The following is a 23,320-nucleotide window of genomic DNA, read 5'->3' as shown; positions in this document are numbered from 1 at the left end:
GATAGGTGATATGCCTAAACCGTTCGGCAGGTTGCATGCGGCCGCGGCCGTCTGGGGCTGCCCCGGCCCGGCAATCGCCCCCGAAACTGCGGTGTCCTGGCACTAACAGCACGTAATATCAGATGGTTGCAGGGAGGTGTTTGTGGGCGTTCAATCTTGCCGTCATGGCATGCAGGTGGTGGCCATCACGCTGGTGGTGTGGACATGGGTGATGGCATGCAGCATCGGCGTTGCAGGCGGGCAGCCTGCGGCCCAGGCGCTGCCGTCTGCCGTGGCGGCGCGGCCATGGAGTGCTGGCGAAATCGAGACCTTGTCGCAGCAGTTGCGGGCAGTTATTGCGAAATCCCCTTTGGATTCCGCACACGTCGGCGCCATCCTGCTGCCTGTAGATCCTGCGGGCCCGTTGGTTGCCCAGTTCAATGCCGAAAAGTTGTTCGTTCCGGCATCAACCCTGAAGCTGTTCACCACGGCTGCAGCCTTGGACACGCTTGGAAGTGAATATCGGTTCACCACGTCATTCTCCCATACAGGCATGGTGAAGGACGGGGTGCTGCACGGTGATTTGATCGTACGAAGCAATGGCGATCCATCTTTCTCTGCAACGTGGTGTCAGGACGGCGATTTTTGCATGGGAGAGATCGCCGGGCATCTGTTGTCAAAGGGCATTCATGAGGTGCGAGGCAGTCTCATTGCAGATACCTCGCAGTTTGCCGGTCCCCTGCTTGGCCCAGCCTGGGAATGGGACGACCTTTCGTACTATTATGCCACGCCGGTTGATGCGTTGAGTTGCGGTGAGAATACCGTGGAGGTCTCCGCGGTCCCCGGACAACCCGGGGCCGCCCTGGCCATACGCGCCGTTCCGGAAGGATATTTTTCCATAAAAAATCAGGCGATTGCCCGGGCCAAGGGCGAGGACTTCTGCATGGCGCGGGAACTGGGCACGGAAACCGTCACCATCAGCGGCGCCCTGGCCCCCCGCGGCAAGGGCGTGACCGCGGCGGTCTCGGTCAACGATCCGGCAAGGTATTTTCTGTTCAATATGAAGAACAGCATGTCAAAAAAAGGAATACGCGTATCTGGCGGTTCGCAGGTGATTCGCGAAGGTCTGGCCGCCGCCGCGGTTCCCTTGTTCGAGCGGCAATCCCCCCCGTTACAGGCGGTCTGCGCTGTGGTGAACAGGGAAAGCCATAATCTTTTCGCAGAGTTGACACAGCATGCAGTGGCGCATGCCCGCACTGGCAAGGGGGACTTCGCCACAGGTGCGGCCCTGGTGCGGCAATGGGCCACGGCCCTTGGGGTGGATGGCGATGGGATGGTCATCGTGGACGGGTCCGGCCTTTCCCGGAAGAACATGATTTCCCCCAAGGCCATGGCGGAAATGCTGCGCGCCATGGTGCGTCGCCCGGTATTTCCAATCTATTATGCGAGCCTGCCCGTGGCGGGCAGCCATGGGAGCATGGCCCGGCGACTCACGGGCACCAAAGGTGAGGGCGTGGTGCATGGCAAGGTGGGCTATATGACCGGGCACAGCAGTATTGCCGGATACGCGCAAGATCAGCAAGGCCGCTGGGTTGTATTTGCAGTGATGGTGAACAACAACGCAGGGGAACCCAAAGAGGCGCGGATGCTGCAGGACGAAATTGTGACGCTGATTGTCGGACGATAATTCCAATCCATTCCAATGAGGCAGGGAGAATACAAATTCGCAGCACGCATCCGAAGATACGGGAGAAGACTGCGAGCTATTGCGGTTTTTCCACAAGTCCTGCTTCGATGGATTTTCTGGCAATGCACTGCTTCAGATATTGTTGCAGCTTGTCCATGTGCATTTGCTTGCTGGCGGCTTCCCGCTGGCATTGCATCATCACGTCATCTGCCTTGCCTTGCTTGCGTTGTTGCGTCTGTGCGCCAGCTTCATTGCAAAAGAAGGACAGCAGTAATGCAGCGCACAAGAGTAATTGTGTGCAATTCATGATGGTCTCATGCGCCGAGCAGGTAGGCGCGGGCTTGCTTTTTGCCAAACTTGATGGCCAGATCGGTGTCGAACATGAAAATATCCAGGCTGTTGCGCATGCGTTCATGCATGAGGTCGTCGATGGTGTACACGCCGAGGTCCTTGATGTAGATTTTTCGCCCGAAGTTCCAGCCATTGGCGAACAAATCGCGCGAGACCGCCACAATGCCATCGCGAACGCGCTTGTTGTTTGCCGTGATGAACGGCGAATCGTCTGTTTGTCCAACTGTGGGGCTGTAGGCGGAGATGGTGCAGACACGCCCTCTGGTCATGCTCTGGATAATAAAATCCTTCTGCTGCACCATGCGCAGCAGTTCAGTCACCTTGGATTTGTTGTCCGCAAGGGAGTTGATGAGCATGAGTTGTTGCGTATAGCTTGAGAGCTGCAGGCCTTCGAGCGCGCCTTCTGCGCTGGCCTGGGAAAGCTGCAGTTGATTGAAGCGGTTTTTGTAGTCCTCCAGCTGCACTTCCAGGGTTTTGCTGTATTGATGCTGGAAGTAACACAACGCAGACAGGATGATGATTGCTTTGCAAAATAACAGGGTGCGCATGCTTCAATCCTGGTTCAGGGTCCTGGTCTTGCTGGAGGTGCGCCCCCAAGCAGGGCGCTCCTTGAGGAAGAGGCCACCGCAGCAAATGCAGGGCTCTGACCATCAGAATGGACAGGGTCGCCATGTTCTCATGTCATACAGCCAGGGGGATTGTCAACCAATGCATGCATCTACAAATCTTTTAGAGCAGGCCTATGTGGCTGTTGCGCTTGCAGTAGTTGGGCGTCGCAATGCAGAAGGGGCGCCTTGACGCAACAGTGCCCCCAGGGTACTGCAGGGGCGGGATTGAACGGAACCAGAAGGATGCAGTATGTTTGCGAATCCGCTTTCAGGGCAACACGCTGGCTGGACGTTGCACGCCGTGCACATATGTGCGCGCCTGATTGGCGTGGCGGTGTTGTCTGCCGTGATTGCCGTGTCGGCGCAGCCGGAAGCCCTGGCGAGTGCCGCGCTGGCGGGTGGTGTGGTGTTGCTGCTGGGCTGGCCGGGCCGCAGCGCCGTCCTGCGGGGGCTGGGGGCCGTCAATGCGTTTGTGGTGTTGCTGTGGCTTGTTGTTCCGTTTTCTGGAAGCGGTGCAGTGCTGCATCGCCTTGGTCCTGTCGCGGTGCATGCAGACGGCGTCGCCCTGGCGCTCAAGGCAACATTGCGCGCCAATGCCATCGCGTGTCTGTTGCTTGGACTCATTGTCGCAACCCCGCTGCATGTCTTGGTCAAGGGAATGGAGTCGTTGCGAATCCCCGAAAAGCTGTGCGCCATGTTGTATTTTTGTGTCAGATATGTGCAGGATATTCGGGAAATGCACAACAGGTTGCAGACTGCGGCGGCATTGCGGTGCTTTGTGCCGGCCTGCAACAGGCATACGTGGCATACCGTGGGCAACATGTTCGCCATGACGGTGGTTCGCAGTCTCGATCAGGCCCACAGGGTGCATCAGGCCATGCAGTTGCGTGGCTATGACGGCAGTTTTCGACGATTGCCCCTGCCGGGCATGGCGCGATGGGATTGGCTGGCGCTGGCGGTGTTGCTCGCCGTGGCCGCGGGGCTGGTGGCCCTGGAATGCAACCTTCTGGAGCTGATCCGTGACTGATCGAACGGCTGTCCCCATTCTGGCGTTGGAGCAGGCCACGTATCGCTATGCAGGACGAGAACGCGGCGTGTTGCATGCGTGCTCCATTGCGCTTGGCGGGGAGAAGGTGGGGTTGATTGGCCCGAACGGCAGCGGCAAGACAACCCTGCTGCAGTGCCTCATCGGCATTCTGCAGCCTCATGCCGGGGTGTTGCGATTCAAGGGCGAAATTGTTGCAGACAAAAACAGCCTGCGGACCATGCGGCGGCATGTGGGGTTCGTGTTTCAGCAGGCGGACGATCAGCTGTTTTCCCCCACCGTCCTGGAGGATGTGGCGTTTGGGCCGCTGAATCTGGGCATGACGCCTGAAGAGGCTGAGGCGATTGCGCGCAGCACGCTGGCATCACTGGGATTATCCGGCTACGAAGCGCGTGTGTGCCACCGGCTGTCCGGCGGCGAAAAGCGGCTGGTCGCCTTGGCCACGGTGCTGGCCATGTCGCCCGAACTGTTGTTGCTGGACGAGCCGACCAATGATCTGGACCCGGTCATGCGCAAGCGGATCATCAGCATTGTAAACAAGTTGCCGCAAGGCATGCTCATTGTCTCCCACGATTGGGACTTCCTCTCCCGCACGGTCTCGTCCTGTCTGGCCATGGAGGATGGACGCCTGACCCCCGTGCCCATGGACGTGCTGCACAGCCATCGCCACGGCGATACGGCCGACGGCGACCCGCAGCGGCCACACCTGCACGCCACGCGGCCGGTCAACTGCGGATGAGCCGTTCCAGCTCTTCCTGGATCATGTTCCTGAACAGCTCGATTTTGTAGGCATTGTGGGCCAGGGGCTCCGCACCCTGCATGGCGGCTTCGGCGGCGGCGCGGCACAGTGCACGGGTGAGGCGTTGCCCGGTGAGCACGGTCTCGGCGTGCGTCACCCGCCAGGGGATGGGCGCTGCGCCGGAGAGTACGATACGACAGCTGCGCATCACCTCGTCCTCGGTCACGGCGGCCAGGGCCATGCCGGCCAGGGCGAAATCCCAGGATCGCCGGGCGCGCACCTTGCGGTAGCGGGTGTGCAACCCTGGTTCGGGCGGCGGCAGGTGGATGTGGGTGACGAGTTCGCCGGGCTGCAGGGTGGTTTCCCGTGTCGGGTCCTGGCCGGGGGGCATGAAGAGCTGCTCCAGGGGCAGGGACCTGTCTCCGGCAGGACCGGCCACCCAGACGGTGGCATCCAGGGCCTGGAGCATGGGGGCGGTGTCCGAGGGGTGCACCATGTAGCAGGCGTCGCCCCCCAAGATGCAATGGAGCTGGTTTTCGCCATGCACGGCCAGGCAGCTTGCCCCCCCCTTGCGCAGGCAGTCAAAATCGCCCCGGTAGTACCAGCAGCGGGGCTTCTGGCAGAGATTGCCGCCCAGGGTGCCCTGGTTGCGCAGTTGCGGGCTGGCCACCTCGGCCGCGGCCTGGGCAAGCCCGGGATAGAGGGTCTGCACTTCCGTGGATTCGACCACCTCGGCGATGGTGGTCCGTGCGCCCAGGGCGAGGCCGCCTTCGGCCGTGCGGGCAATGCCTCGCAAGTCCTTGAGGTTTGAAAGGGAAACCACTGTCTTGACAGGGAAAATCCGCTCCCGCAGGCAGCCCAGCAGGTCCGAGCCGCCAGCCAGGGCATGGGCGGCTTCCTCCTGCAACAACTGGGCGGCCTGGGCCACGGTGTCGGGGCGGGTGTAGGCAAAATCCTCAAACATGCATCATGCTTCCTTTGCTGCGGCCAGGGCCTGCAGCACGGCTGCGGGGGTGATGGGCGTGGCGGCGAGCCGCACCTGCCAGGGTCGCAAGGCGTCGGCAATGGCGTTGGCGATGGCCGGGGCCGTGGGCACCACCACGGGTTCGCCCAGGCCTTTGGCGCCGGTGGAGTTGGCGGCATCGTCGGGAAGATCCAGGGGCAGGGAGACGATGTCCGCGGGCACATCCAGCATGGTGGGCAGCTTGTAGTCGTGCAGGTTGCGGTTGCAGAGCTTGCCGGAATCCGCATCCAGGATGCGGCCCTCGGTCAGGGCAAAGCCGGCGCCCATGGTCATGCCGCCGTACACCTGGCAATCGTAGGTCAGGCGGTTCATCACCCGGCCGGACTCGTGGCAGGCCAGGAAGCGGACCACGCGGATCTCGCCCGTGCCGGTGTTCACCTCCACCTCGCAAAACTGCGCGCCAAAGGGACAGACGGTCTTGTTTTTGGGATTGGGCCGCTTGTGTCCCACGCCCAGGGCCACGCGCTGCTGCCTGAGCCGGGCCAGGGCCGTGACCGCAACACGCTGCGGCTGCTTGCCTTGCTTTTCCTGCTTCTCCGAATGGTTGACGACGATGGACGCCCCCTCGTACCGCAGGGTCTCCGCCTTCATGCCGAGTTCCTCCGCGGCCCAGGCCAGGAGCTGACGCTTGAGCTCCTGCGCCGCCTCGCGCACGGCCGGGGCTTCCGTGGGCACGGTCTTGGAGCCGCCGGAGGCCGTGGCGTACTGGGTGGTGGCCGTGTCTGCGTGTTCGATGTGGATGCGGTCCAGGGTCACACCCAGTTCCTCGGCTACCACCATGGCCATGATGGTCTTGGTGCCGCCGCCGATGTCGCTGGCGCCCATGTTGAGGATGACCGATCCATCCGCCAGCAGCTTGAGCACCACCGTGGACGGGGGAAAGCCGCCGCCCACCAGCCAGTTGCAGGCCGCCATGCCCACGCCGCGACGGATGGCGACGGTGGCTGGCTGGGCTGCGGTGCGCTGGCGCGACTCCTGCCAGCCGAAGGCGGCTGCGCCTTCTTCCAGGCAGGCCTTCAGGCCGGTGGTGGTATAGGCCGGCGCGCCTTCGCGCGCCTGGGAAGTGGTGGGGATGTTCTGCAGGCGCAGGGCCACGGGATCCAGGCCCAGGGCGTCGGCCATGCGGTCCATCATCTGCTCCACGGCCCAGGCTCCCTGGGGATAGCCGGGGGCGCGGAAGGGGCGGGCGGGCTGGCTGTGCAGCAGCACATCCGTCAGTTCGGTGCGCACGTTGGGGCAGCGGTAGAGGTCTTTGGCCGGCCAGTCCACCAGGGCCGTGCCCGCGCCGCCGTAGGCCCCGCCCGAGGCCAGCCCGGAAAAGGAGATGCCCGTCAGGGTGCCGTCGGCCTTGGCGGCCAGCTGCATTTCCATGTGCGCGGCAGGACGCAGGCCCATGGAGAGCATGGTCTGTTCCCGGGACAGGAAGAGTTTGACCGGACGGCCGGTGCGCCGGGCGAGTATGGCGGCGATGACGGCGTATTTGCTCGTCTCCAGCTTGGATCCGAACCCGCCGCCCATGTATTCCCCCCGCACCCGGACGCGGCTCAGGGGCAGGCCCAGCACGGCGGCGAGCTTCTCTTGCACCGGAAATACGCCCTGGGTGGATTCCCAGACGGTGAGCCCGTCGCCGTCCCACATGGCCACGCAGCCGTGGCGTTCCAGGGGAATGTGCAACTGGGAGGCGGTGCGGAAAGAGCCCGTGAGCACCACGGCAGCCTCGGCCAGACCTTTGTCCAGATCGCCCCGGGCGTAGGCTTGCACCGGACGGGCCAGATTGCCGCCGGGGTGGACGTTGGGGGCCTTTTCCGTCAGGGCCAGCCGCTCGGCCACGGCGGCCGGGCGTTCGTCGTACCGCACCTCGATGGCCCGCGCGGCGTCCCAGGCCTGCCAGGGGGTGTCCGCCACCACGGCGGCCACTTCCTCACCCTCGAATCGCAGGTGCGGATCAAAGAGCGGGTATGCGCGTCCTTCGGCATAGGGCCATTGGATGTCCGCCCCGGGGGTGCCGGCGGTGATGATGTCCCGCACGCCGGGCATGGCCCTGGCCTTGGCCGTCTCCAGGCCGCGCACGATGGCATGGGCATGCGGACAATGCAGGATGGCCGCATGGAGCATGCCGGGCAGGCGGATGTCGGAGGGGTAGACGGCAGCACCGCTCACGCGTTCGTAGGCGTCCACGCGGGGGATGCGCTGGCCGATGAGGGTGGTCTGCCCCCAGGGGCGCGGCGCCTCGCCGGGTTTGGATGGCTGGGGCAGCGGGGAAACGGGATCGAAATAGCCTTTGTCGGCCATGCAGCACTCCCTTGGGGACCGGAATCTGCCGGAACTCAGGACTTCTTCTTGACGGAGGCCGCGGCCACAGCCGTGAGGATGTGTCGGTACGCGCCGCAGCGGCAGAGGTTGCCGCTCATGCCCACGCGGATTTCCTCCAGGGTGGGATCGGGCTGCTGCCGCAGCAGGGCCTCGGCGGCCATGATCTGCCCTGGCGTGCAGTAACCGCATTGCAGGGCGTCTTCTTCCAGAAAGGCCTGCTGCACCGGCCCCAGGCGCTCGCCGTCCATCAGCCCTTCCACCGTTTCAATGTTCCTGCCCTGGGCCTCGAAGGCCAGCATCAGGCAGGCGTAGCGGGCAACGCCATCCACCAGCACGGTGCAGCTGCCGCACTCGCCGCGCTCGCACCCGGGTTTGGGACTGGTGATGCCCAGGCATTCGCGCAGCACGTGCAGCAGGGTCCAGCGGGGTTCGGCCAGCACGGTGCGGGCAACGCCGTTGACGGTGAGGGACAGGGGAGACAGTCCCCGGAGGACCGGCGGCGGGGCATCGTCCTGGGCGGCGGCGCGGGTGGCCGTGGCCAGGGTGGCTGCGCCCGTAGCCATGGTGGTCGCCATGGTGGTGGCCACGGCGGAGACGCTCATGGATTTGAGGAAGCCCCGACGGGTCATGCCGGCCTGAGGGGGGGGAGATTTGGGGGACGAAGACATGCAAGGCTCCTGAGACGACGGGAACACGCACAATGCCCCGCGTCATCATGGTGACGTCGAAATGTCGGGGCGCGCCATGACGTAATCATGGCGCATCATGGCGTTGTCTACGTCAAGGCATGGAAAAAATCCAGTACGACGAAGACTCACGGCCGCGGCAAGAGCCCCAGCGTCTCCAGGCGCAATTCCAACTGCCGGCGGCGCCGGCCCGTGTACCACAGCACCCCCGCCGGAATGCAGGACATCAGCAGCAGACCCCCTGTGGCGGCAGCCATCACCAGCCGTATCTGGGCCAGCTCCGCGTCCAGTGTCTCCACATGCCCGGGCTCCAGCACGGAGCGCGCAGGCAGGGCCGGATCGTAATGGACGGCGGCCGGCTGCCCAGCCGGATAGGTGGCGGCCAGGGTGTCGGCGTCCTGCCGGGTGCGGGTGGGGGCGTAGCCGTAATGGATGCGTTCGCCAGGATAGGTAACGCCGTCCACCACGTATTCGTACTGCACCAGGGCTTCCCAGCCCTGTACGGAGGTCTTGCCCGAGGGGATGCGCGTTTCGGCCACCTCGCTTTCCAGGATCACGCCCTGGACACTGGGCCAGGTCAGGCTTTCTGCGGCGCGCTGACGGGTCTGGCGCAGGAGATCGTATTGCTGGAACAGCAGCCAGCCGGCCACGGCGCAGCCGAGGAGCACCAAGGCGATCAGCCAGGTGACAAGGCGTCTGGTCTGCCGCCAGCCGGTTTCGAGATCCTGACGGGTCAGCACCTCGCCCCAGCCGGAGACGGTGGACGCCGCCACGGCAAACACCGGGGACACGCCGACAGGATCCATGAAGACGTCCACCGGTTCCTGCTCCGGCAGATTCCACACCCGACGGCTGAACCGCATGCGGGCGGCGAAGCGGGGCGAGTCCGCCGGCGAATCGACATCGCGCACCAGGAAGATTTGCCCGCCGGTGTCTGCGTAGCGGGTGTTCTCCAGCCGGCAGGCTTTGGGCGAAACCGTCGTGAAGCGGGATGCAGCCTCCTGCTGCCCGGCCAGCATCTGGGCGAACAAGCGTCGCAGCCAGAGTGTGAGGGGCAGCAGCAGAAACATGACGGCCAGCAGGATGGGTGCCGCCTGGCGCAGGGGGGAGTCGTCCCGGAACCCGAGCGCCACCAGCACGGCCAGCGGCGCCAGGAGCAGGTACGGCATGAAGCGGACCCAGCGCAACGCGAACAGGTTGAGGCGGAAATCCCGGGGCGGTTGGGCCAATGGTGGGCGGCGGGATGGGGCAGGCATGTGCGGCATGACTACCGGCGCAGGGTGGCCTGGAGCCGGGTGGGCACCAGCAGCAGATCCAGGGCGTGGCGGATGTCCGTCACCAGCACGTCGGCGTGCTGCATGGCCTCCATGCTCGCCCCTTCCGGCCCGAACACCAGCACGCCCAGGGCCGCCACTTCCAGGGCCAGGCGATCATTGAAGCCGTTGCCGACAAAGGCGACATCGCGCTGCAGGCCGATGATGGCTGCGCGCTTGGCCTCATCTTCCCGCGGCTTGCCCGGCCCGGTGCTGACCACCTGCACGTCCACGGGCAGGCCGGCCAGGATGTTGTGCACGGTGCCGTGGGTGTCTGCCGTGAGCACCACCACATGCAGCCGCTCGGCCAGGGCGGTGAGCCGCTCGGCCACGCCGGGCAGCAGCGCGCCGTCCAGGCCCAGGGTGCCGTTGAAATCCAGGGCCATGGAACGCAGCTTGAAAGCGCCGAAACCGGGAATGGCGATGTCGATCATGGCGTGCAACTCCTTAGCGCATTTTAATTTTGAAAAAGGACGTTACGAGAGGGGAAACCTTTTNAGAAAGGTTCTTCCCCCGAGAACTCCTTTCAAAGATAACTTGCTCTAGATCATCCGCTTGTCCAGCACGCGGCGGGCCTTGCCGCCGGCGGCTCCGTCGGTGTCCGGGTACAGATCGCGCTCCACCTGACGGGCGTCTGCCAGGCGGATCTGAAAGTGCACGCCCAGGGCCGAGGCCATGCGGGCGGAGACCTGATCTAACCGGGCCAGGGGGTCTTTCATCTGATCGCTCAGGAGCTGGTCCGTGGCCCCGATGTACAGGGTGGCGTGGTCCAGATGGGCTTCGCGGCTGAGTTCGATGCGCCAGGGCGGCGCCGAGCCCAGCATGGCCACCAGCTCCTGTTCCACCTGGGAGGGGAAGATGTTCACGCCCTTGACGATGAACATGTCGTCGCTGCGGCCGCGGATGCGTTCGATGCGCCGCAGGGTCCGGCCGCAGGGGCAGGGGCCGGGCAGGATGCGCGTGAGATCCCCGGTGCGGAAGCGCAGCATGGGGAAGGCTTCCTTGGTCAGGGTGGTGATGACCAGCTCGCCCAGCTCGCCTTCGGGCAGGAGCTCGCCGGTGAGCGGATCGACGATCTCAATGAGGAAGTGATCCTCGTTGACATGCATGCCGCGCTGCTGCAGGCACTCGCCGGCCACGCCGGGGCCCATGACCTCGGAGATGCCGTAATTGTCCGTGGCAGTGAGCTTGAGGCGGTCCTGGATTTCCGCGCGCATGGCCTCGCTCCAGGTCTCTGCCCCAAAGAGCCCCCAGCGCAGGGAGAGGGCGTTCACGTTCACGCCGGCGGCCTCCATGGCATCGGCCAGGTGCAGGGCGTAGCTCGGGGTGCAGGCCAGGGCTGTGGTGCGGTAGTCCTGGATGATCTGGATCTGCCGGCCGGTGTGCCCGCTGGAGGCAGGGATGACCGAGGCCCCCAGCCGCTGCGCGCCGTCGTGCATGCCAAAGCCGCCGGTGAACAGGGAATAGCCGAAGGCGATCTGCAGCACGTCGTCCCGGGTGAGGCCGGCCATGGTCATGATGCGGGCCACCAGATCGGCCCAGCGGGCGAGGTCGTTTCTGGTGTAGCCCACCACCACGGCCTTGCCGGTGGTGCCGGAGGAGGCATGCAGCCGCACCACCTCGCGCAGGGGCACGGCGAAGAGGCCGTAAGGGTAGTTGTCGCGCAGGTCGGTCTTGGTGGTGAAGGGCAGGGCGGCCAGTTGGGAGAGGTCCAGGAAGGCGTCGGGATCAAAGTGGATGTCGTCGAAGATTTTTTTGTAGAACGGGACGTTGCGCGCCACACGGGTAAGGGTGGCCTGCAGGCGCTCCAGTTGGAGTTGGGCCAGCTCCTCGCGGTCCATGCATTCCTGTTCGCGTTGCCAGTACACGGCGTCCTCCTTGGAGCTCAGGCGGAAGGGGCGGCGGTTTCGACGTCGTTGCCGGCGTCGTGTCCCAGATAGGCGCGCTGCACGTCGCGGTTGGCCAGCAGTTCGCCGCTGGGCCCCTGCAGGATGATGCGGCCGGTCTCGATGACGTAGCCGCGATCCGCAATTTCCAGGGCCTTCTTGGCGTTCTGCTCCACAAGCAGCACGGTCAGGCCCTGTTCCCGGCGCAGGGCCACCACATGGCGAAAAATTTCCCGCGTCACCTTGGGGGCCAGGCCCATGCTTGGCTCGTCCAGCAGGAGCAGCCGCGGCCGGGCCATGAGGGCCCGGGCCATGGCCAGCATCTGCTGCTCACCGCCGGAAAGCGCACCGGCGCTCTGGCGGCGGCGTTCGTGCAGGATGGGGAACATGGTGTACATGGCCTGCAGATCCTGTTCGATCTCGCCATCCTGGCCGCGACGCACGTACGCGCCCAGACGCAGGTTGTCCGCCACGGTCAGGGGGCCGAAGATGCGCCGCCCCTCGGGGGACTGGGAGATGCCGCGCCGCACGATGGTGTCTGGCGCAGCCCCGGCGATGGACTTGCCGTCGAACAGAATCTCCCCGGACGCCGGAGACAGCAGCCCGGAGATGGTGCACAGCAGGGTGGTCTTGCCCGCGCCGTTGGCCCCGATGAGGGTGACGATCTCGCCCTTGCCCACATGCAGGGACACGCGCCGCACGGCGTGGATGGCGCCGTAGCGCACGTCCACGTTGCGCAGGGTCAGCAGGCTTTTGTCGGTGGCCGGACTCATGATGCGGACTCCTCGATCCTGGCGTCTTCTTCCTCGTCGTCCTCGCCCAGGTAGGCGGCCAGCACGCGGGGATCCTGCTGGATCTGCCGCGGCGTGCCCCGGGCCAGGAGCTTGCCGAACTGCAGGACGCTGATGACGTCGCAGACGTCCATCACCAGTTCCATATCGTGCTCCACCAGGGCAATGGTCACGCCGCGTTCGGTGCGGATGCGCTTGATGAGCGCGCCCAGGGCCTTGGTTTCCTGCATGTTCAGGCCGGCGGCGGGCTCGTCCAGCAGCAGCAGCCGGGGCGCGGCGGCCAGGGCCCGGGCCAGCTCCAGGGCGCGCTGTTCCCCGAAGGACAATTCCCCGGCCGAGGTATGCACGTCGGTGGCGAGCTCCACAAACTCCAGGGCCTCCATGGCCAGGCGTCGGGCCTCGCGCTCCGTGGCGAAGAACCGCGGCGTGCGCAGCAGGGCATCGAAAAAATGTTGCGGCAACCGGCGGTGGCAGCCCACCAGCACGTTTTCCAGCACGGTCATGTTGGGAAAAATTTCCAGATTCTGGAAGGTGCGCACCACGCCCAGGCCGGCGCGACGGTGGGCAGGCAGCCGGGCCAGGGAGTGCGAATCCAGCAGGATGTCGCCGCCGGCGGTGTCCACCATGCCGGTGATGGCGTTGAAGAGCGTGGTCTTGCCTGCGCCGTTGGGGCCGATGCAGCCGGTGATGCTGCCGGCCTCCACGGCAAAATCCACCCCGTCCAGGGCCACCACGCCGCCAAAGCGCACGGCCACCTTGGCACAGGTGAGCAGGCTAGCGGCCATGGCTGCCTCCGGATTGCGGCTGTTTGCGGGCCAGCAATCGACCAAGCCGGCGGCCAGCGCCAGTGAAGGCGCTCATCAGGCCGCCGGGCATGAACATCATGCACAGCACCAGGATGCCGCCGTAGAGCAGCACTTCGATGTTTTCGAAGGAGCGCAGCATTTCGGGCAGGATGGTCAGGAAGAAGGCCCCGGCCACCGCGCCGCCCAGGGTGGCCAGCCCGCCCAGGACCACCATGGTGATGACCTCCACCGAATACAGAAAGCTGAAGCTGGAGGGCGCCACAAAGGTGAGATAGTGCGCATACAGGAAGCCGGCAAAGGCGGCCATGAGCGCCGAGAGCACAAAGACGAAGAGCTTGTGCCGGGCCACGTCCACCCCGGCGCAGGCCGCGGCCTTCTCGCTGGTGTGCAGGGCCCGCAGCGCCCGGCCCAGGCGCGAATCCACAATATGGTGCGTCAGCAGCAGCATCCCGGTCAGGCACACGGCCAGCAGGCGATAATAGGCGAGGTCGTCATCGAACTGAAATCCCAGCAACTTCAGGCGGGGAATACCCACAAAGCCGGACGGGCCGCCGGTGGTTTCCAGCGCCTCGTTGAAGACGATGTTCACCACCAGCCCAAAGCCCAGGGTGGCCATGGCCAGGTAGTGTCCCGAAAGTTTCAGGCACGGGATGCCGATGGCCAGGGCCACCACCAGCGCCGCCAGCAGCGCCACGCCCAGGCCGGCCTCCATGGGCAGGCCCCAGGTGGCCGTGGCGATGGCCGTGCCGTAGGCCCCCAGGCCGTAAAAGGCGGCGTGGCCCATGGAGATCTGCCCGGCGTAGCCCAGCAGCAGATTCATGCTCACGGCGACAATGGCGTTGATGCAGGCCAGAATCAGCACGCTGACGTAATACTCGTTGGTCAGCATGGACGGCAGGGCCAGCAACAGGGCCAGAAAGCCGGCCAGCAACAGAGGGGTGGAACGCAGCATCCGCTTAGACTCGCTTGATGGCGGCCTTGCCGAAGAGCCCGCTCGGTTTGACGAAGAGCAGCACCAGCAGCGCCAGGAAGGCGAAGGCGTCCTTGTAGCCGGAGGAGATGTAGCCCGCGCCCACGCTTTCCAGAATGCCCAGGGCGATGCCCCCTGCCGCCGCGCCGAAGGGGTTGCCCAGCCCGCCCACGATGCAGGCCGCGAAGCCCTTGAGGCCGAGCATGATGCCGCGGTCGTAGGAGGTCAGGGTGATGGGCGCGAGGATCACCCCGCCCACGGCGCCCACGAAGGCGGAGAGGGCAAAGCTCGTCACGGCCATCTTGCGCACGCTGACCCCCACCAGGGAGGCCGCCTTGGGATCCACGCTGCAGGCCAGCATGGCCTTGCCGTGGATGGTGCGGTCGAAGAACAGCTTCATCAGGAGCAGCAGCACGGCCGTCACCCCCAGCACCCAGAGGTTCTGCGGCATCACGCTGGCTCCCAGAAAGGAAAGGGGCGTGTTGCCGGTGAACTGCGGCAGGGCAAAGGTATCCTTGCCGAACACCAGCATGGCGATGCCCCGGATGAGGATGGAGACGCCGATGGTGATGATGATGTACTGCAGCGCCTCGGCCCGCCTGACCGGCCGGATGGTGAGCTGATGCATGAGCACGCCCGCCAGGGTGGTGCCGGCCATCGCTCCCAGGATGGCCGGGATGAGCGGCCAGTCCAGACCGGTCATCAGGGCCACGGCCAGCATGCCGCCCAGCATCACGAATTCGCCCTGGGCAAAGTTGATGATGCTGGTGGTATTGTAAATGATGGTGAACCCCAATCCCGTGAGGCCATACGTGGCCCCCACGGTGAGGCCGGTAAGCAGATACTGCAGCAGGCTGGAGAGCATGGCGTGGTGGATATCTCCGGGATGCGTGGCTGGGAAGCGCGGAACACAATCCTGTGCAAGGCTATGGAAGCCTTGTCAAGTCCTTGGCGGCGATGGCCGCGGCCAGACTGGCGGCGTCCAGGTGTGGGCCGGGGTCGGCAAATCCGTCTTCACCAATGAATTGCAAGGGAAAGTCGATGCGGGAGTTCCGGTCTGTGATGGTCGGGAACGGCTCCAGCAGCGGCGCAAGCACATCCTCCCGGGCCAGGAACAGGGCGGCGAACGCATCCGTGTCCAGGGGGCCGGACGCGGCGGTCCCGCCGCGGTGCTGCCGCATCAGCAGCGCCAGCCGGGCGGCGATGCCGGGCCGGTCCTCATCCAGATGCTTGAACGGCCGCTTGGCGGCGATGGCCAGAATGGCATCCGTCTCCAGCCCCTTCCAGACGGACAGGCCCGGGAACACCCGGGACAGGGTGGCCAGGATCATTGCTGTGGCCCGGGGATTGGCCGGGGGAATCTGCAGGGCCAGCAACCCGTTGGAGTTCAGACGATCCCTGCACAGCTCGAAGAATTGCCGGGTGCACAGGGACACGGTGTCGCCATTCCAGACGGGCGAGGTCAGGGCGATGGCGATGACGTCGTGGCGCTGGGCATGCATCAGCAGGTGGCTGCGGCCGTCGCGCGGGCTGGTGGAGACGCTCTCCAGGGCCAGCAGCTCCGTGGCGTTGGCCTGGAAGAACTGCAACGCGTCGAAGATGCCCGGTGCGGGGTCCACCGCCGTCACGCCCAGGGGCGGCACGGGCCACTGGGTGGCGGCAGACAGGGCGGTGCCGGTGTTGACGTTGACAAGCAGGATGCGTCGCGGGTGCTCGGTGATGGCCATGGGCAGCCAGGCGAGCAGGGCATCGTCCGCCGTGGCGCGAAATACCTGACGGCCGTTGCGGACAAGGGCGCGGTCCTGGGAATCCGCAGGATTGCCGGCCACCACGGCCAGGGCGTCCGCGCCTTCCAGGGTGGCGTAGATGTCCATGTCCGGTCCCAGCAACGCCGTGGCGCGCTGGGTCATGGCCTGGGCAAGGGGATCCCCGGCGCGACCCAGCCCCCACACCAGCAGCACCACGCACGCGGGCACGGTCCAGAGCATCCGGCGGCGTTCCTCCCGCGGGGCGATGGCCAGCAGCATCCCGCCCACGGCCACGGCCAGCAGGCAGCACAACTGCGCCCCACGCACCACGCCGAGCTGCGGCGCCAGCAGGGCCGCACCGATGGCCGCCCCGATGATGGCGCCCACGGTGTTCACGGTGTAGAGCCGGCCCGTCTCCTCGCCGGGGGCGTCCGGATACAGCAGGCAGGCCCGCGCGCCCGTGGGCAGCAGCCAGCCGAAGCAGAAGGCGGCCGGGAAGGTCAGCCAGAAGGCCACGTTCATGCCGCCGCCGAGGGCGAAGGCGTCGGAGGTCCTGAGGGCCGCGCCGAAGCTGCCCAGCCCCATGGCCGCCAGCGCGCCCATGGCCGCCAGGGCCAGCCCCAGGGAGGTGAGCGGCCGTCGCAGGGCCAGGCCGGAGCGGGTGGAGGCCCAGCTGCCCAGGCCCGCACCCAGCAGGCTCATGGCCATCATGGCGCTGAAGCTGTACGTGCCCGTTTGCAGGGGCAGCAGCAGCAGCCGGGCCCACAGGGCCTGCAGGGCCAGAAAAATCGCGCCGCCCGTGGCCAGGCCGGCCAGGGCCATGCGACGCTGGAAGGGCAGATACAGGGGCGCGGGGATGCGCTCCCGGCGGCGTCTGCGTTGGGCCTCCTCCACTTCTTCCGTGGAGCGGATGACCGGTGCGGGCAGCTGGGCCAGGCCGGCTGCGGCCAGATTGCCCAGGGCGGCCACGAATATCGTGCCGGACTCTCCCAGCCATCCCAGATAGATGTAGCCTGCCCACAGCGCGCCCAGCACCGCCCCCAGGGCATGCCAGGCATAGAGCCGGCCAAAGCCTTGCTGCCAGCCCATGCGGCGGCTGCAGGCGGAGACGAGCAAGGGCAGGGCCATGCCCATGAGGAAGCTGGCCGGGCCCACGCTGGCCGCAACGCAGGAGATGCGCGCCACCAGGGCGGTGCCGGGCGTCATGCCGCGCAGGGCCACGTTGGTGACGAACCAGTGCCCCCAGATATCCACGGCGATGAGGCTGGAAAAGCCGCACAGCAACGCCACCATCACCTGCAGGCCGCTGAACACGGTCAGGGGACGGCGGGTCCTGTCCGCAAACAGGCCGCCGGTGAGGGCGCCCAGGGAAATGCCGGCCAGGAACACGCCCAGCACCAGGGCCGTGGCGGTGAAGGTGGAGCCGAGAAATCGCGTCAGCATCCGCACCCACAGCGTCTCGAACATCAGGCTGGAGACGCCGGCGCAGAAAAAGGCCGCAGGCAGCGCGGCGTCGCTGTGGCGGCGCAGCAGGGAGGCGAAGGAGGAGGGCGAGGCAGGGGAAGGAACGGTCATGGAACGAGCTCCGGATGCGGGGACAAAAAGGGGAGGTCCGCGCGGACCGTGGACCTCCCCGAACACCCGGCAGGACAGTACGGCATTACTGCACGATTTTCCAGTCCCCCTGTTCGATGCGCACCATCTCGAAGGCGTCCGCCGTCAGGCCGTTGTGGTCCTCGGCGGTCATGGTGAAGATGCCACCGGTGCCCACAAAGCCGCTGATCTTTTCCAGATTGTCCCGGATGGCCTGCGGCTCGGCGGAGTTGCCCATTTTGATGGCTTCCACGATGAGCATCAGCCCGTCGTAGGCGTAGCCGCCAAAGGAGGAGACGGGCATCTTGTACTGGGCTTCGTAGTCGGCGATGTAGGTCGTCAGCACCTGCTTTTGCGGATGCGTGTCGGCAATCTGCGCCGCCACGGCCAGCCGGCCGGCGGGCAGGTAGATCCCCTCGGCGGCGTCTCCGGACAGTTCGATGAACTTCTTGGAGGCCACGCCGTGGCTCATGTACAGCGGGATGGCGATGCCCAACTGCTGACGGTTGCGGGCCACCACGGCCGGGCCGGGGTTGGTGCCCCAGCAGATGATGGCGTCGGGGGCCTTGTCCTTGATGGCGGTGAGCTGGGCGGTCATGTCCGTATCCTTGGGACCGAACACCTCGTCCGCCACCAGCTCAAAGCCTTTCTGGGGCAGCAGCTGCAGCAGCACCTCGCGGCCGGCTTGGCCGAAGCCGTCGCTCACGGTGATGATGGCGATCTTCTTCATGCCCTTGGCCTGGGCGTCCTGCAGAATGCGCTCCACGGCGTGGCGGTCCGAGGGCGCCACCTTGAAGACCCAGGGATTGACCGGGGAGGTGATCTTTTCCGCGGCAGACATGGAGATGAGCGGCACCTTGGCCGGCTCGAACTTGGGCATCACGGCCAGGGTGTTGCCCGAGGTGGTGGGGCCTACCACGGCCACCACCTTGTCTTTTTTCAGGAGCTTGTCCACGGCCAGCACGCACTTGTTCACGTCGGTTTCGTCGTCGTAGATCACCAGCTCGATGGGCCGGCCCAGCACGCCGCCTTTGGCGTTGATGGCGTCCACCAGCATGACGGCGGTGTTCTTTTCCGGCTCGCCCAAAAAGGCGGCCGGCCCGCTGGCCGATACCACCAGGCCGACCTTGATGGGCTCGGCGGCGTGGGCAGGGAGGGAAAAGAGGCTGAGGAGCAACAGCAGGATCGACAACGCGCGAACACGCATGACGGGTTCCCCCTTGTGAATGGAAACGTGGAACAGGGTGATGGGCCTATGGTTTGTTGTGAAGCAGGGACTACGGGTAGCCGGGATCCGGCGGCTGGTTGCGCTTGCTGGCGGCAGTCTTGGCCAGCACGTCGCAGCGTTCGTTTTCCGGGTGGCCGGCGTGGCCTTCCACCCAGTGCATGGTCACTTTGTGACGGGTGATCAGCTCATCGAGCCGACGCCAGAGGTCCTGGTTCTTCACCGGTTTCTTGTCTGCCGTCAGCCAGCCGCGACGCTTCCACCCGGCCAGCCATTTCTTTTCGATGCCGTCGCGCAGGTAGCGGGAGTCCGTGTACAGTTCCACGGTGCAGTTGCGCTTGAGGGAGTCCAGGGCCATGATGGCCGCCAGCATCTCCATGCGATTGTTGGTGGTGGGATTGTGACCGCCACTGAGCTCCTTGGCGTGGCCGTTCCAGCGCAGAATGGCCGCCCAGCCGCCGGGGCCGGGGTTCCCCAGGCAGGAGCCGTCCGTGTAGATGATCACTGGTCCTTCGCCAGCACAGGCACAGGAAGCTGTCATTGAACCGCCGTACTTTGGTTGAGCAGGATGTTCCAGATGGTGGAAAGGGCCAGGATGAGCCCTTTGGGCCAGGAGCCGTCGTCAAAATAGGGGGGGAAGTGCGTCTCGCGCAGGGCGGTGAGGGTTTCTTCGCCCAGGGCGCGGGCCGCCAGGGGCGGCACCTGCAGCACCACTTCGCGGGAGTCTGGCTTCAGGGCCAGATAGATGACGGAGGGATTGGGTTCCGGCGGTTCCAGGGGCGTGATGGAGACGACCACCCGCACCTCCATGCCGAATTCTTCCTTGAACAGTTGGGAGAACTGCAGCAGGGCGTCCTTCTGGTCTGCCGTGAGGGTGCCCGTGGCGTCGAAAATGGTTTCCTTGGCCTTGAGCCGGTCCAGATGGCGCTGGGTGTTCCATTGGAACAGCAAGGCGCAGATGGCGAATACCGTCACCAGCAGCAGCAGGCGGGTCAATCGTTCGCTGGTGCTCTCGCCGCGCACCAGCGGGCCGCGCATCTGGCGGAGGCCTCGAAAAAACACCATGGCAGCTTCCCTGTTTGTGGACTGATGGGGAAGCCCTATCATCCTCCGCGCAAGGCTTCAATGGGATGCAGCTGCGCGGCGTTGCGGGCCGGCTTGAGGCCGAAGACCACGCCCACCGTCAGGCTGGCTGCCAGGGCGAGGATGCCGATCTTCCAGGACAGGACGATGGTGAGGATCTCATACCGCGTGAGCACCTCCCCGAGGCCCACGCCAAGGCCCACGCCCAGCACCGCCCCCAGCAGGGTCAGGGCCACGGCCTCGGCCAGAAACTGCAGGGTGATGTGCCAGGATTTCGCGCCCATGGCCCGCTTGAGCCCCACTTCCTGCTGCCGTTCCCTGACGCTCAGATAGAACAGGTTGGCCAGCACAAAGCCGCCCACCAACAGCGACACCGTGGCCGTGACTCCCAGAAACGCCACCAGACTGCCCTGGAGCATGCTCAGGAATTTAAGGATTTCTGCCGCCGAGATGATGGTGAAGTCGTCGGGATCCCCGTCCTTGAGCTTGTGCAGATGGCGCAGCAGGGAGCGCACATTTTCCATGTGCGTGTCCATGAGCTCGGGATTGTGGAACTTGATGCGCAGGGCGCGGAAGTAGGTACGGTCCAGGTTGAAGCGCTGGGTCAGGGTGGACAGGGGGATCACGGCCCGGCTGTCGATGGGGGTGCCGCCGCCGCTGGTGCCGCCCCGTTCCGCCAGCCGGCCGACGATCTGCACGGGCAGGTTGTTGGCGAAGATGGTCTTGCCCAGGGGATTTTCGCCCGGGAAGAGCAGCTTGGCGATGGTTTCTCCGATGAGCGCCACCTTGGCGGCCTGGCGGACGTCCTCTTCGCGCAGATCCCGGCCCTCGGCCAGGGGCCAGTCCCAGGCCAGGGCGTAGTTGGCCGTGGAACCCACCAGGGTGGGCAGGTCCATGTTCCGGTTGCCGGCCCGCAGGGTGACGCGGTTGTTCACCGAGCGCATGGGGATGACCAGATACGCGCCGGGCAGGGAGTCGCGCAGGGTCTCGGCGTCTCGCCAGGTAAGGGTCAGGGTCCGCTGGCCCGTGGCGGCGGCGCGCATGTCTCCCCCGAAAATGAGTGCCGCATCCACGCCAAATCGGGCCACCACGTCCCGGGCCTGCTTGTCCGCACCGTCCACGGCGGCCACGATGAGGGTGAGGGAGGCAATGCCCAGGGCCACGGCGCAGGCCACAAACAGCGTGCGCATGCGGAACGCGCCCACGGCACCCCCTGCCATGCCCAGGATGCGGAAAAAAATGCGGAACAAGGTGATTGGATTGCCCACGGCGCATTACCCGGCGGCAGCCGTGCCGGCCTGCTCATCGCGCACAATGCGTCCGTCTTCCATGTGCAGGCGACGTCTGGCGTAGGCGGCCACATTGGGGTCATGCGTCACCAGAATCACCGTGGCGCCCTGCTCGTTGATGGTGCGGAGCAGGTCCAGGATTTCCCGGGTGGTGCGCGAGTCCAGCTGTCCCGTGGGTTCGTCGGCCAGCACCAGGGACGGGCGGTTCATCAGCGCCCTGGCCAGGGCCACCCGCTGCTGCTGGCCGCCGGAAAGCTGGCTGGGCTTGTGGTGCATGCGGTCGGCCAGGCCCACCATGGTCAGCAGCTCCCGGGCGCGCTGCACCAGCTGGCGATGGGAAACCTTGGTGTACAGCCCGGGCATGAGCACGTTGTCCAGGGCCGTGGCATAGGGGATGAGGTAAAAACTCTGGAACACGAAGCCAATGTGCCGGCTGCGCAGGGTGGACAAGGCATCATCCGACAGATGCGAGACATCCTTGCCCAGCAGCGCATACGTGCCGCGGCTGGCGCGGTCCAGCAGGCCCAGGATGTGCAGCAGGGTGGACTTGCCCGACCCGGACGTGCCCTGCAGCGCCGCGAACTCGCCGGGCATGATCCGCAGCGTGACGTCCCGCAGCACGGTGACGGCGTTGGCGTCTTCCCCATTGCTGCCGCCATTGCTCCCGTTGTGCTCATTGCCGGCGCGATCTTCCAGGATCTGCCCCGCGGTTCTGGCGAAGGAGCGCGCCACGTCGCGCAGTTCGATGACCGGCCCGTCGGCGGCGTGGGGCGACTCGGGCCGTTGGGGCCTCATTTGCCGCCCCCGGGGCCACCGCCGGAACCGCTGGGCGGAGGACCGCCAGGAGGCGGACCGGGAGGACCGGGAGGACGGGAAGACGCGCCTTGCGATGCGGCGGCCGTGGCCTTCCTGGCCTGGGGCACCACCACCTGCGTGGCCACCACCTCGCCCTCGGCAAAGCCGGTCAGCACCTCGCTGTACGCCGGACCGCGCAGGCCCAGGGTGAAGTCCTGCCCCTCGGCGCGCAGTTGCGTGGGCGGCGGGCCGGCCGTGGCGTTGGCGGTCTCGGGTGTCCGCATCACCACGTACACCACGTTGCGCTTGTCCACCCATTTGAGGGCCGTATTGGGGAGGGCCAGCGCGTCCGGCTTTGCCTGCACCACCACGCGGCACTGGGTGGTCATCTCCGGTCGCAGCCGGGTGGCCTGCTCGGTGCTGATGCGGCAGAGCACCTGATAATACACAATGCTGTCCCGGATTTCCGGGATGGGGTAGATCTGCTCCACCTCGGTGGTGAAGACCTCGTCCGGGTAGGCGTCCACGGTGAATTCCACCTGCTGGCCCGGGATCACGCGGCCGATGTCCGTCTCGTCCATGTAGATCCACATCTCCAGGCGGGACGGATTGATGACCGTCACCAGATTCACGGCCTGCAGGCCGGCCACCACGGTTTCGCCCTCCTGGGCGGTGACGTTGCCCACCACGCCGGCCAGGGGCGAGTAAATTTTATGATATGACAGCCGGATGTGGATGGCTTCCAACTGGGCGCGGGCCGTGGCCAGGGCGGCTTCGTTCACGGCCATGGAGCGCTCGGCGTCCTCCACGGTGTTGGCGTCGATGGCCTTGCCGCGCAGCAGATCGCGCTGGCGGGCATGGAAGCGGCGGGAGAAGTCCAGCTCGGCTTCGTAGCGGCGGATGTCCGCCTCCACCTGGCGCTTCTGGGCCTGCAGCTCGCGGTCGTCCAGCTGGGCGATGAGCGCGCCCTTTTCCACGGGATCGCCGATGCGATAGGGCAGGTTGGTGATGCGCCCGTTGGCCTGCACGCCGATCTTGACCACTGCGCCGACCTGGCTTTTGACGATGCCTGTGGCTTCGAGGACTTCGCGCACGGTGCGGCGCTCCAGGGTTTCCGTAGCCAGCACCTGCGGAGCCGGCGGCCCCTGCCGCTGCTGCCACCACCACCAGCCGCCATAGCCAAGCCCCGCCAGCAGAAGAAGGACGATCAAGGTTCGCATGGTGCGGAGACTATAGCGAATCCCCGCCAAGGGGAAGGGGGAGACGGGTGAAGGGTTGGTAAGGAAGGGTAAAGGGGGGGCATTGTCTCACCTGGACATGAGACATCGGAGTTTGTATCAAGTGTTTTGCCGAATCAGTTGATACAAACCCTTTTGTCGCTTTTTTGTG

At 65.8% G+C, this 23,320-nt stretch carries 22 protein-coding genes; 3 read left to right on the top strand and 19 right to left on the bottom strand.

Annotation, left to right across the window (positions count from 1 at the left end; translation table 11 throughout):
• Positions 1-142 precede the first annotated feature (142 nt).
• Complete coding sequence (dacB, locus tag DGI_RS14600) at positions 143-1,666, top strand: D-alanyl-D-alanine carboxypeptidase/D-alanyl-D-alanine endopeptidase (protein WP_144284207.1); 1,524 nt, start codon at positions 143-145, stop codon at positions 1,664-1,666.
• A gap of 76 nt (positions 1,667-1,742) precedes the next feature.
• Here dacB and DGI_RS18525 read toward each other — a convergent pair whose 3' ends face one another.
• Both DGI_RS18525 and DGI_RS14595 read right to left on the bottom strand, forming a co-directional pair.
• Positions 1,743-1,973 carry a hypothetical protein gene (locus DGI_RS18525; RefSeq protein WP_144284206.1) on the bottom strand — a complete coding sequence of 77 codons (231 nt, stop codon included), beginning with the start codon at positions 1,971-1,973 and terminating at the stop codon, positions 1,743-1,745.
• A 7-nt stretch (positions 1,974-1,980) separates the two neighbouring features.
• On the bottom strand, positions 1,981-2,565 hold the full coding sequence (locus DGI_RS14595) for an RlpA-like double-psi beta-barrel domain-containing protein (protein ID WP_051286720.1): 585 nt from the start codon (positions 2,563-2,565) through the stop codon (positions 1,981-1,983).
• Positions 2,566-2,926: 361 nt separating this feature from the next.
• On the opposite strand from DGI_RS14595, the gene DGI_RS14590 reads away from it, so the two are divergent.
• On the top strand, positions 2,927-3,652 hold the full coding sequence (locus tag DGI_RS14590; RefSeq protein WP_158407341.1) for an energy-coupling factor transporter transmembrane component T family protein: 726 nt from the start codon (positions 2,927-2,929) through the stop codon (positions 3,650-3,652).
• Complete coding sequence (locus DGI_RS14585) at positions 3,645-4,409, top strand: energy-coupling factor ABC transporter ATP-binding protein (protein WP_021761948.1); 765 nt, start codon at positions 3,645-3,647, stop codon at positions 4,407-4,409. Before DGI_RS14590 ends, DGI_RS14585 begins: the two co-directional genes overlap by 8 nt.
• Here DGI_RS14585 and DGI_RS14580 read toward each other — a convergent pair.
• From DGI_RS14580 to DGI_RS14500, 17 genes are all read right to left on the bottom strand, one after another.
• Complete coding sequence (locus tag DGI_RS14580) at positions 4,396-5,373, bottom strand: FAD binding domain-containing protein (protein WP_021761947.1); 978 nt, start codon at positions 5,371-5,373, stop codon at positions 4,396-4,398. The two genes, DGI_RS14585 and DGI_RS14580, sit on opposite strands and share 14 nt — an antisense overlap.
• 3 nt (positions 5,374-5,376) lie before the next feature.
• On the bottom strand, positions 5,377-7,725 hold the full coding sequence (locus tag DGI_RS14575) for a xanthine dehydrogenase family protein molybdopterin-binding subunit (protein WP_021761946.1): 2,349 nt from the start codon (positions 7,723-7,725) through the stop codon (positions 5,377-5,379).
• Between the two features lie 35 nt (positions 7,726-7,760).
• The gene (locus DGI_RS14570; protein ID WP_034608301.1) at positions 7,761-8,414 is read right to left on the bottom strand and encodes a (2Fe-2S)-binding protein; all 654 of its coding nucleotides are present in this window, start codon (positions 8,412-8,414) and stop codon (positions 7,761-7,763) included.
• A 146-nt stretch (positions 8,415-8,560) separates the two neighbouring features.
• Positions 8,561-9,688 (bottom strand): DUF3592 domain-containing protein, encoded by a 1,128-nt coding sequence (locus tag DGI_RS14565; RefSeq protein ID WP_158407340.1) that lies wholly within the window; start codon positions 9,686-9,688, stop codon positions 8,561-8,563.
• Positions 9,689-9,699: 11 nt separating this feature from the next.
• Positions 9,700-10,179 carry an HAD family hydrolase gene (locus DGI_RS14560; protein WP_021761943.1) on the bottom strand — a complete coding sequence of 160 codons (480 nt, stop codon included), beginning with the start codon at positions 10,177-10,179 and terminating at the stop codon, positions 9,700-9,702.
• Between the two features lie 108 nt (positions 10,180-10,287).
• Positions 10,288-11,613, bottom strand: a complete 1,326-nt coding sequence (locus DGI_RS14555) for a phenylacetate--CoA ligase family protein (protein ID WP_021761941.1) — start codon at positions 11,611-11,613, stop codon at positions 10,288-10,290.
• Positions 11,614-11,630: 17 nt separating this feature from the next.
• The gene (locus DGI_RS14550; RefSeq protein ID WP_027193467.1) at positions 11,631-12,380 is read right to left on the bottom strand and encodes an ABC transporter ATP-binding protein; all 750 of its coding nucleotides are present in this window, start codon (positions 12,378-12,380) and stop codon (positions 11,631-11,633) included.
• Positions 12,381-12,400: 20 nt separating this feature from the next.
• On the bottom strand, positions 12,401-13,207 hold the full coding sequence (locus DGI_RS14545) for an ABC transporter ATP-binding protein (RefSeq protein ID WP_021761937.1): 807 nt from the start codon (positions 13,205-13,207) through the stop codon (positions 12,401-12,403).
• Positions 13,197-14,180, bottom strand: coding sequence for a branched-chain amino acid ABC transporter permease (locus tag DGI_RS14540; protein ID WP_021761935.1), 984 nt, complete (start codon positions 14,178-14,180; stop codon positions 13,197-13,199). Before DGI_RS14540 ends, DGI_RS14545 begins: the two co-directional genes overlap by 11 nt.
• A gap of 4 nt (positions 14,181-14,184) precedes the next feature.
• A complete protein-coding gene (locus DGI_RS14535; RefSeq protein ID WP_021761933.1) occupies positions 14,185-15,063 on the bottom strand; it encodes a branched-chain amino acid ABC transporter permease in 879 nt (292 codons plus the stop codon).
• Between the two features lie 61 nt (positions 15,064-15,124).
• Positions 15,125-17,521, bottom strand: a complete 2,397-nt coding sequence (locus DGI_RS14530) for a fused MFS/spermidine synthase (protein ID WP_021761932.1) — start codon at positions 17,519-17,521, stop codon at positions 15,125-15,127.
• Between the two features lie 85 nt (positions 17,522-17,606).
• Positions 17,607-18,746 (bottom strand): ABC transporter substrate-binding protein, encoded by a 1,140-nt coding sequence (locus DGI_RS14525; protein WP_021761931.1) that lies wholly within the window; start codon positions 18,744-18,746, stop codon positions 17,607-17,609.
• 70 nt (positions 18,747-18,816) lie between these two features.
• Complete coding sequence (gene rnhA / locus DGI_RS14520) at positions 18,817-19,305, bottom strand: ribonuclease HI (RefSeq protein WP_051286721.1); 489 nt, start codon at positions 19,303-19,305, stop codon at positions 18,817-18,819.
• On the bottom strand, positions 19,302-19,829 hold the full coding sequence (locus DGI_RS14515; RefSeq protein ID WP_021761929.1) for a TPM domain-containing protein: 528 nt from the start codon (positions 19,827-19,829) through the stop codon (positions 19,302-19,304). Before DGI_RS14515 ends, rnhA begins: the two co-directional genes overlap by 4 nt.
• Positions 19,830-19,867: 38 nt before the next feature.
• The gene (locus DGI_RS14510; RefSeq protein WP_235619989.1) at positions 19,868-21,115 is read right to left on the bottom strand and encodes an ABC transporter permease; all 1,248 of its coding nucleotides are present in this window, start codon (positions 21,113-21,115) and stop codon (positions 19,868-19,870) included.
• A gap of 6 nt (positions 21,116-21,121) precedes the next feature.
• Positions 21,122-21,931, bottom strand: coding sequence for an ABC transporter ATP-binding protein (locus DGI_RS14505; RefSeq protein WP_027193472.1), 810 nt, complete (start codon positions 21,929-21,931; stop codon positions 21,122-21,124).
• Positions 21,928-23,151: an efflux RND transporter periplasmic adaptor subunit gene (locus tag DGI_RS14500; RefSeq protein WP_027193473.1), complete on the bottom strand. Its 1,224-nt coding sequence runs from the start codon at positions 23,149-23,151 to the stop codon at positions 21,928-21,930. The genes DGI_RS14505 and DGI_RS14500 overlap by 4 nt, the downstream gene beginning before the upstream one ends.
• Positions 23,152-23,320 lie beyond the last annotated feature (169 nt).

It is taken from the genome of Megalodesulfovibrio gigas DSM 1382 = ATCC 19364 (assembly GCF_000468495.1).
Taxonomy (GTDB): domain Bacteria; phylum Desulfobacterota; class Desulfovibrionia; order Desulfovibrionales; family Desulfovibrionaceae; genus Megalodesulfovibrio; species Megalodesulfovibrio gigas.
This window is presented reverse-complemented; position numbering and strand designations above follow the sequence as displayed.